The 392-nt window shown below is 73.7% G+C and carries 1 protein-coding gene; it reads right to left on the bottom strand.

Annotated features, from left to right (window positions below):
• Positions 1–392 (bottom strand): ATP-binding cassette domain-containing protein (locus ACOADB_RS03830; RefSeq protein ID WP_378596604.1); only part of this gene is annotated, 392 nt, incomplete at both ends.

Here is a 392-nt window from a genome sequence, read left to right on the forward strand (position 1 = left end):
ACCTGAAGGGAGCCGGAGCCGCGCGGAGAACTCCAGGGACTGGCGGACCTCCAGCTGCGGGTGCTGGATCTCCTCCTGGGGCACCAGCCCGATCTGGGAGCGCACCGCGTCGTAGTCGCGATGGACGTCGACACCACGCCACCGGACCGAGCCGCCCGACGGCTGCTGCTGTCCGGTCAGCACCCGCAGCAGCGTGGACTTCCCTGCACCCGAGGGACCGATCAGCGCCGTGAGCGTGCCCGGGCCGAGGACGAGGTCGACGTCGTCGAGCAGGACCCGTCCCGCCGCGGTCCTGACCACCAGGTGCTCGGCGACCAGTGCACGGCGTCCTTGGACCGGGGCTGGCGCGGGGACCGGTGCGGGCGCGGGCTCGACCGGCCGGTCGACCGCCA

This window comes from Nocardioides sp. CPCC 206348 (assembly GCF_048654705.1).
In the GTDB taxonomy this organism is placed as follows: domain Bacteria; phylum Actinomycetota; class Actinomycetes; order Propionibacteriales; family Nocardioidaceae; genus Nocardioides.